Source organism: Agromyces sp. NPDC029043, from assembly GCF_055564615.1.
This window is the reverse complement of sequence record NZ_JBVHVX010000040.1, coordinates 1-8774: the sequence shown is the minus strand read 5'-3', so window position 1 is coordinate 8774 and position 8774 is coordinate 1. Positions and strand designations below refer to the sequence as shown.

4 protein-coding genes and 1 pseudogene are annotated in these 8774 nt (G+C 60.2%); 2 read left to right on the top strand and 3 right to left on the bottom strand.

Annotation, left to right across the window (positions count from 1 at the left end):
- Nucleotides 1-151: 151 nt before the first annotated feature.
- The 3 genes from ACZ4TW_RS23540 to ACZ4TW_RS23530 are packed head-to-tail and all read right to left on the bottom strand — an operon-like array spanning nt 152 to nt 6565.
- The gene (locus ACZ4TW_RS23540; RefSeq protein ID WP_465546881.1) at nt 152-3283 is read right to left on the bottom strand and encodes a type I restriction endonuclease subunit R; all 3132 of its coding nucleotides are present in this window, start codon (nt 3281-3283) and stop codon (nt 152-154) included.
- Nucleotide 3284: 1 nt separating this feature from the next.
- On the bottom strand, nt 3285-4589 hold the full coding sequence (locus ACZ4TW_RS23535) for a restriction endonuclease subunit S (RefSeq protein WP_465546879.1): 1305 nt from the start codon (nt 4587-4589) through the stop codon (nt 3285-3287).
- Complete coding sequence (locus tag ACZ4TW_RS23530) at nt 4586-6565, bottom strand: type I restriction-modification system subunit M (protein WP_465546877.1); 1980 nt, start codon at nt 6563-6565, stop codon at nt 4586-4588. Before ACZ4TW_RS23530 ends, ACZ4TW_RS23535 begins: the two co-directional genes overlap by 4 nt.
- Nucleotides 6566-6915: 350 nt before the next feature.
- Between ACZ4TW_RS23530 and ACZ4TW_RS23525 the strand changes: the two genes are divergently transcribed.
- The gene (locus tag ACZ4TW_RS23525) at nt 6916-7287 is read left to right on the top strand and encodes a hypothetical protein (RefSeq protein ID WP_465546875.1); all 372 of its coding nucleotides are present in this window, start codon (nt 6916-6918) and stop codon (nt 7285-7287) included.
- Nucleotides 7288-7362: 75 nt separating this feature from the next.
- Nucleotides 7363-8663, top strand: a pseudogene (locus ACZ4TW_RS23520) (ISL3 family transposase).
- Nucleotides 8664-8774: the final 111 nt, after the last annotated feature.

The following is an 8774-nucleotide window of genomic DNA, read 5'->3' as shown; positions in this document are numbered from 1 at the left end:
GACCCGCCCACATCACGCAGGCTCACACCGCAAATCCGACCTACATCTTGGGGTCAGTAGAACCTGTTTCACGCACCGTCAATCCGGAAGAGCCAGATATGCCGGAGGCAAGCCCGTTGCCGTCACAAGCTCGCCCATCGTTGTTGCATCTTCATGCGTCATTGAGCGTCCCCACCCTAAGTCTCTGATAGATCGCTGGCACCAACTCCGACACCAATTTGTCTCGGATCACCGAGTTGTTCAGGATCTGCGCGGACAGATCCGAATGCGCGTCCATCGCCTCAATCACGGCACCGTTGAACTCGATATCGATATCTGGGCTCGCCTCGAACTGCGCCTGGGAGTTGTTGAGAGCCTGCATCTTCAGGTTCTCACTTTCCTCCAGTTTGTCCCGCAGGTGGCTGACCACACTGCGCACATCCGCATCGGAGTGGTCCCCCTCGAACAGGTCGTTGATCGTCGCGATGACCTCGTCGAGTTCGACCATCTCGGGGTCTCGAACGGTGCCACTACCTCCGCCTTCACCTGCGGGCGGTAGCTCGGCACCACCCTCGAGTTTGCCGCGCGTGGTTGCCTGCTTGTTCTGCTTGAGGTACTCGAAGTCCACGCCGGACAGGTCGATCGTATGCTGCACGTTCTCCCGGCGGATGACCGGCGCGAGGTAACGCAGATAGATCGAGAGCTTCTCCAGGTCGGGGTCTTCATAGTCGAACAGTTGGGAGAGGAAGTCGTACTGGCGTATGAAGGTGCCCACGTCCTTGCGGAACATGTCCAGCTCGTCCAGGGCAGCCGTGTCGCCCTTGTCGTTGGCCTCGCGTTCGCGGTCGCGGAATCGGTGCTGCGCAGGTGTGACCCACTTGGCGAGTGCATTGTTGCCCTTCTCGGCGACGAAATCTGCAGCGAGTCCGTCGACCTCGGCCCACTGGTAGATGCCCGCCGCATCCAGTTTGGCCATGGTGGCGTGCACGATGTTCGGGTCGGTGACATCGGCCAGCGTGGTGGCCGTGAAGTACGGTTCGAACGCATCGACCACATCCTGGCCGCTGTTGGCGAAGTCGATGACAAATGTTTGATCCTTACCCGGTGCGGTGCGGTTGAGGCGCGACAGCGTCTGCACCGCTTGCACTCCGGAAAGCTTCTTGTCCACGTACATCGCGACGAGCAGCGGCTGGTCGAATCCGGTCTGAAACTTGTTGGCCACCAACATCACCTGATACTCGTCGGTGGCGAATGCACCCCGGAGGTCGCGACCCTTGAGGCTGGGATTCATCTCGAGGCTCGTCTCGGTGACCTTGTCCAGACCGTTCTCGCCGTCGGTGATCTCACCGGAGAAGGCGACCAGTGCCGCAACATCGGTGTATCCGTGTTCGGCGACATACTTGTCGAACGCGAGTTTGTAGCGTACCGCCGCCAGGCGCGAGCTGGTCACCACCATCGCCTTGGCCTTTCCATCCAAGCGCCACGCAACATTGGAGCGGAAGTGTTCGACGATGATCTGCACTTTCTGCGCGATGTTCGTCGGATGCAGTCGCACCCAATTCATCACCGACTTGATGGCCTCCCGCTTGTCCACCAACTGCGAGTCGGCACCCGCATCAGCGTCGACAACAACGGTGCCACCCGAGTCGGTGTCCTCGGTGGTGTAGCTGTGCCCGTTGTGCGACAAACGGAAAGCCGTCTTGTAAGGCGTGTAGTTCTGCAGCACGTCGAGGATGAAACCTTCCTCGATCGCCTGCTGCATCGAGTACAGGTGGAACGGCTCAGGCGGAACCTCAGGCGATGGCCGGCGGCCGAACAGTTCCAGCGTCTTCGCTTTCGGTGTTGCCGTGAACGCGAAAAACGAGATGTTACCGGCGGCGGCACGAGCGGCCATCTCCGCGGCCAGGACATCTTCGATGTCGACGGAACCGCCATCAGCGATGTCGTCCAACTCGGTTGCTGTGAGCACCTTCTTGAGTTGCTTCGACGCCTCACCTGCTTGTGATGAGTGTGCTTCGTCGGCGATGACCGCGAATGACTTACCCTGCAGACCCTTTCCGTCACGGATGAGGTCGAGAGCGTAGGGGAAGGTCTGAATGGTAACGATGATGATCTTCGTACCCGATTCCAACGCCTCGGCGAGCTTGCGGGACTTCGACCCACCCAACGCATCGATGTGCGCGACCATCCCCGGCGTGTCATCGATCTGACGAATCGCCTCCTGCAGCTGCGAGTCCAGAACGGTGCGATCCGTGATCACCAACACCGCGTCGAACACCGGCTTGTTCTCATCGTCATGCAACACCGACAATCGGTGCGTCAGCCACGAGATCGAGTTGGTCTTACCTGACCCGGCCGAATGCTGAATCAGGTACTTGTGGCCCGGACCTTCGGTTTTCGCCGCACCGACGAGTTTGGTGACCGCATCCCACTGTTGGAACCGTGGGAACAGCATCGTCTCGGTGCGTCGCTTCTTGTTGGTCTTCGGGTCTAGATTCTCCTCGATCTGCAGATGCATGAACCGACCGAGGATGTCCAACCAAGTGTCGCGATCCCAGATCTGTTCCCACAGGTACGACGCCGGTGAACCATCAGGATTGGCGGGGTTACCCGCGTGTCCGTGATCTCCCCGATTGAACGGCAGAAAGAAGGTCGAGTCACCCGCCAGCTTGGTGGTCATCTGAACCTCGCTGTTGGAGACCGCGAAGTGCACGACAGCCCGACGGCCAAACTCCAACAGTGGCTCCCCCTTTGGCAGACGATCCTTCTTGTACTGCCGTACCGCGTCGGTGAGGTTCTGAGTGAAGTCGGTCTTGAGTTCGACGGTCGCCACCGGAATCCCGTTCACGAACAACACCAGATCGATCGCATTCGAGTTTCGCGAGGAGTAGTGCACCTGCCGCATCACCCGAAGACGCACCGCGTCATAACGTTTCGCGGTTGTCTCGTTGAGGTTGGTATTGGGCTTGAACTGGCACATCGAGAACCGGGCGTTGAGGTCCTTGAACCCGTGGCGCAGGACATTCGGGGTGCCCCCACCGGCTTTGAGGTCTGCATCAAGCCGCTTAGCCAGCGTGGCAAGCACTTTGCTCTCAGCAGCCGCACGCGCTGCCCCCGCCAGATCTGGCTTGACGCGCTTCGCAAGCTCGTCCGGTTGGGTGTCAGCGAGCCAACCAAACACGTCCTCCTGGAACAGCGCCATCGACTTGTCGTAACCCGCATCGGTCGGCGAGTGCAGCCAACCGTGGTCGGCCAAGTACTCGCAGATCTCGGTTTCGAGAACGATCTCGTGATGCTGTGGCATGTCAGGCCATCTCCCGCACATCGATCTTGCCCGTCACTGCGTCGGCGATGAGGGCGGAACGGTATTCGCGGAGCGCGTTAATAGACGACGATGCCTTGTCGACAAGTTGGTCCAGCGAGTCCAAATGATCGCACAATCGCAGCACGATCGATCGTTGCTGCTCCAAATCGGGCATGGCAAGTGAAAGCTCGCGGAAATCTGCCATAGATACATTCTGCATGCTCGCACTAGTGCCCACGATGCCACTTTCGATCTGAGCGCGATAGCCGGGGGTTTGGGTCCAGAGGTGTATGAACTCTGGCTCTGCACCTCGAAATTCGAACTGCCAGATCTTGTCCGACAAGAAGAGATTCTCGAATGACGCGTTCACGAATGATGCTGACCCAACGAACTGTGGGGAGTTGGCCCGGTTCACGAGCAGCGCACCCTCGCGAACTGGGCAGGTAAGCCGCTGGACTTCATCACCAACAACCGTCTTACTGGAACTCGGCACAAACCGACCGGTCGACACGGCGCTTGTCTTCAGCACTCCAACTTCAGTGGCCGTCGGAGGCACATCTACTCCGTTTACGCTGGTGCCGCTCTGTACAGACGAAATCACGTACTTCAGTCTGATATCGACCCAGCTACGTGGACGCACGCCAACCCAGACATTTTCGCTAGCCTCGACGGGTTCGTCGTCAAGTCCATGTGTCACCGCGTGGGTGATGGTGGCGATCCGGTCTTCCTGCAGGGTCGCGATCAACTGCTCCTGCTTGGCGATCAACGTATCGATCTTCGCCGTCTCGCGGTCAAGGAAGTCGGCGACCCGCTTAGCGTTACCAAGGAGACTCGGAACTGCGAGCGAGAAGCTACCTAGACTATCGCGAGAAAGCTCGGCGAACGTCGTACCTTGACCGAGCGCAACCAAATCCCCATTCGCCGCGCTCAGTTGATACGCAACGAATCGCGGATCGATCTTGTTACCGACTAGCGCTTTACAGCCCTGATTGATTGTGGCCTCCCTCGACGTCACCGCGACATACCCAATCGGTGCACGACACGAGACGAGCACTGAGCCTGGTGGCAAGATTTCAGCAGAGCATGCAGCAAGCCCTTCACGTGAGATCTGTCTCGCCGACGCCTCTACACTCATGCTCTTTGTTCGGCTGAGATCGGCTGGCGTAAACCATTGGACAGAGCCATCATCCCAATACGCGGCCTGATCGGACCTAGGTGTGGCGCCACCAACAACCCTGAACAGTCGTCGGATATCGACAGCACTCCAGCCAACCGGGAGGTCCGCGCCGACGCTGCGGGAACTCACGCACCCACTTCCTTCAGCATCTCCTGAATCTCCCCGACGAGTTGCCGCAGGTCCTTCTGAATCTCTTCGAGCGGCCGGGGCGGTACATAGCGGTAGAAGTGGCGGGTGAATGGGATCTCGTAGCCAATCTTGGTCTTGTCGTGATCGATCCACGCGTCTGGAACATGGGGCAGCACTTCACGTGTGAAGTACTCCTCCACATCCTCGGTGAGGGGCACGTTCTCGGTGTCGCGAAGTGCCGGGTCGGGTTCGGGGTTACCGTGACGGTCAGTGATGACGTCGGCGGCGTCGGCGTGCTCGCCGATTGTCGACCAGATTGCTTTCAGGACCAACGCACCGGGTTTGCTGAATCCGTTGTCACGCAGGGCATCTTTGAGTTCGGTGACGAACGCGTCGCGGTTGGTCCATTCCCAGTCGGAGAGGTAGGTAAGCGACTTGCGGATAGCTTGCTGCTCGTCGTCGCCCAGCTTGGAGATGGCCTTCACGCCCAGAATCGCATCGATCTTGTCGTCATCAATGCGGAACGCCAGCTGCAAGGGTCGTTCGACGGTGATGGTGCGGTAGCCGAAGTCGTCGTTGGCGAACACCTTCGAAAGCGATGCTTGCTCGGCCGAGCCCGGGTCGTCGATACGTTCGGAGTAGAGCTCGACGATCTGCTGGATGTCCTCCTCGCGCAGGAACTTGCGTTTCGAGCCCAGTGATTTGCGCATCTTGCCGAACATGTCGACGGCGTTGATGAGCGCCACGCTGCCTTGACGTTCGGTGGGTTTGTTGTTGTCGAGGATCCAGATGTAGGTGGAGATACCGGTGTTGTAGAACATGTCGGTCGGCAGCGCGATGATCGTGTCCAGCAGATCGTTCTCGATGATCCACTGTCGGATGTTCGACTCCCCCGACCCGGCCCCTCCGGTGAACAGTGGGGAGCCGTTGAGGACGATCGCCAGCCGTGATCCACCCTCGCCGTTCTGTCTGACCGGCACCATCTTGGAGATCAGATGCATCAGGAACAACAGCGACCCATCCGAGACGCGCGGCAGACCGGGACCGAATCGGCCGGCGAAGCCTCGGACGCGGTGTTCCTCGTCGACGGCGCGCTGCTGGGTCTTCCAATCCACGCCGAAGGGCGGATTGGATAGCAGGTAGTCGAAGCGACGGCCACGGAAGTTGTCGTCGGTGAGGGTGTCGCCGAGATAGATGTTGTCGACGTCCTGACCTCTAATGATCATGTCGGATTTGCACATCGCGTACGAGCGCGGATTGACCTCCTGCCCATACAAGACAGGCCGCGCCTTGTGGTTCATCTCCAGCAGGTGGTCGTAGGCGGTAGAGAGCATGCCGCCGGTGCCTGATGCGGGGTCGTAGATGGTGCGGACCGCGCCGGGTTTGGTCAACGCATCGTCGGCGGTGGCGAACAGAATGTCGACCATGAGGGCGATAACCTCGCGCGGGGTGAAGTGGTCGCCGGCGGCCGCGTTGTTGGATTCGGCGAATTTGCGGATGAGTTCTTCGAAGATCAAGCCCATCTCGTAACCGTTGACCACCTTGGGGTGCAGGTCGACGGCCGCAAACTCCTTGACGATCAGGTAGAGCCGGTCAGACTTACTGAGCCGCTCGATGAGGTCTTCCATACCGAAGCCCTCGAACACGTCGCGGACGTTCGGGGAGAAATGCTCGATGTAGTCGATCAGATTGTCGGCGACACCTTCGGCATCCGAGGTCAGGGCACAAAAGTCCCAGCGCGAGGTGTTGTAGAACGGCAGCTTGAACGTGGACTTGAGGATGATATCCGAGTCGACCTTCGTCTTCGCCAGCTTCTTGTACTCGGCGAGAACCTCATCCTTGCTCGGCTCGAGGATGCAATCCAACCGCCGTAAGATCGCGAACGGAAGGATGACGTCGCCGTACTGATTGGGCTGGAACGGCCCGCGGAGCTTTTCGGCGATGTTCCAGATGAGGTTGGCGTTCGTCGTGCTCATGCGTGTGCATCTCTCCCTTGACTTGGCTGCCTCAGAATCTAGTGGGTCAGGCCGGTCGCCTGTAGAGGAGTTTCGACTGAATCGATGTGCTTTGCTTCTCAACCGGTATACCGATCGTCCGGAACAACTCGCGCCGCCGTATAGACGACTCGGCACCAGTCCCGAGGCCACGACGACTCGTGACACCGGAACAACGGCCATACGGCGCGAGTTGCCTGGACTCTCCTAAGCCGGTTCAGTCAAGCCCGAATCGAGACGCGATGTCCACCCCAGAATCAAGCGACTGCAGCGCAACTCCAGCCCCCATCTCCGCTAGCCTCAGGGCCGGAGACCACTGTTCAGGAGGGGATATGGCAGCACAAACGAAGGCCGTCGTTGGACTGTTCTACAGCGACGGAGACTCGATGGAGATTCCCGAAAGGGGGCAGCTCAGCATCCGGCCCGGCATTCGAGATTCGGTCGGAACATACGGAATCCGCGACAGGTCAACCGCACAGAGGGCGGTGGACTGGTACCCCGACCTCAACTGCATCGTCTACGCATCTGCGATGACCGGCGGCCGGGCCGAGTTTGTAGCGAGGGGTGCCGAGTTCACGCCCAGTGCCACCGATCTAGCAGAAGTTGAAGCAGAGTTTCTTGGCTCTTCCGAATTGACGGTGCGTAGAACGGGTTCTAGGGACCACAAGATGTGGGTGAGCAAGATCGCGGGGTGTGGGCGGTGAGCCTGGGGATGTAGGCGGGTCCTGTGGTGTGAGGATGAAAGCTCTCACACACCCATCCGGACACCAACAGGACCCATGACGCAGCGTAGCGCTATTGCCGACACGATTTGCCGCACCATCGAGCTCGGGGTGACGATCACCGACGCCGCCCTTGACGGCGAGGACCGTACCCACGTGTTCTGCCAGGTCCTGGCCCCGAACAACACGTGTGCCGGATGCGGGCAGCCGGGCCGGCTGCGTGACCACATCGATCGGGAGGTTGCTGATCTGCCGATCGTTGGGCACCCGACGAGGCTGCATATCGCGGTGCCGCGCTACGTGTGCGCCAACCCCGACTGTGCCACCACGATCTTTCGTGCCGACATCTCCACGATCGTGGCGCCGCGGGCCCAGGTCACCCGGCGCACCACGACCTGGATTCTGCGGTCGATGATCTGCGACAAGATGTCGGTGACGGCGGCCGCGGCTGCGGTCGGGTTGAGCTGGAACCCCTGGCCCTGGATGCGGCCCGCACGTTGGCCTCTGCGCCGGCCCGCCTGGACGGTGTGCGGGTTCTTGGCGTGGATGAGCACAAGTGGAAACATGTTCGCGGTCATGGTGATTCGAGTTTCGTGACCGTTCTGGTCGACCTGACGCCGATCGTTGACGGTACCGGGCCGGCTCGACTGCTGGATATGGTGGCCGGGCGGTCGAAAGCGGCGTTGAAGGACTGGCTCGATGCCCGCTACCCCTCGTTTCGGGATCGGATCCGGGTTGTCACGATGGACGGATTCTCCGGGTATCGCACCGCGACCGCCGAAACCCTCGACAAGGCGCGTGCGGTGATGGATCCGTTCCATGTCGTGCACCTGGCCGCTGAGAAGTTGACGGTGTGTCGTCAACGCGTGCAACAGGATACGTGCGGACATCGTGGCCGCACCGGTGATCCGCTCTACGGCATCCGCCGCCCGTTGCTGACCCGGATCGCATTGTTGACCGACAAGCAGAAGACCCGTCTGCGTGCCGGTCTGGACGCCCGTGAGGAACACGTGGCCGTCGCGGTCACCTACGCCGTCTATCAGGAGTTGGTCGACGCCTACGGCCAGCCGAACAAGCGTGACGGGAAGATCGCGATGTACAAGCTGCTCAAGCGTATCCATACCGGTGTGCCGACCCAGTTGGCCGAACTCGCCCAACTCGGCCGCTCGTTGTGGGCCCGCCGGAAAGAGATCCTGGCCTACTTCGACACCGGCGCCTCCAACGGACCCGTGGAAGCCATCAACGGGCGTCTGGAACACCTCCGCGGCATCGCGCTCGGATTCCGCAACCTCGGCCACTACATCTTGCGGTCACTCATTCACTCCGGCGGCCTGGCACAACACCTCGATGCACTCTGAATTCGGAAGAGCCTAAGGGGCTCTTCCGAATTGACGGTGCGTAGAACGGGTTCTCGCGGGCACAAGATGTGGGTGAGCAAGGTCGCGGGGTGTGGGCGGTGAGTCTGGGGA